Source organism: Pseudomonas sp. SIMBA_068, assembly GCF_046534705.1.
Lineage (GTDB): Bacteria > Pseudomonadota > Gammaproteobacteria > Pseudomonadales > Pseudomonadaceae > Aquipseudomonas > Aquipseudomonas putida.
Map to the genome: position 1 here is coordinate 1 of NZ_JAWRYI010000137.1, position 362 is coordinate 362.

The 362-nt window shown below is 69.9% G+C and carries 1 protein-coding gene; it reads left to right on the plus strand.

Translation table 11 applies throughout. From position 1 onward, the window contains the following. Positions 1-171: 171 nt before the first annotated feature. Positions 172-362 (plus strand): glutathionylspermidine synthase family protein (locus SB756_RS28535; RefSeq protein WP_410912858.1); only part of this gene is annotated, 191 nt, incomplete at its 3' end.

The following is a 362-nucleotide window of genomic DNA, read 5'->3' on the forward strand; positions in this document are numbered from 1 at the left end:
GAGCAGCAGTGGCGGTTCGTCCGGCGGCGGCGGTGCTGGCTATGGCGCCTCAGGCCGCACGGCGTCGCGCTCAGCCGTCTCTGCGTCCATCTCGCGGGGTGGCTTTGGCAGCCAGGCCACGGCCCGCAGTGGCTGGGGCGGCAAGTCCGGCAGCTTCTTCGGGGGGTAGGCATGCGCAAGGTCGAGCTCGCAGAGCGCCCAGGTTGGCGCGCCACTGCCCAACAAGAGGGCTTTGCCTTCCACACCCTCGATGGCGAGCGCTACTGGGACGAGCGGGGCTACTACCAATTCAGCCAGGCCCAGGTCGAGCGCGACTTGCAGGCCCCGACCGAAGCACTGCACGCGATGTGCCTGGACGCCGT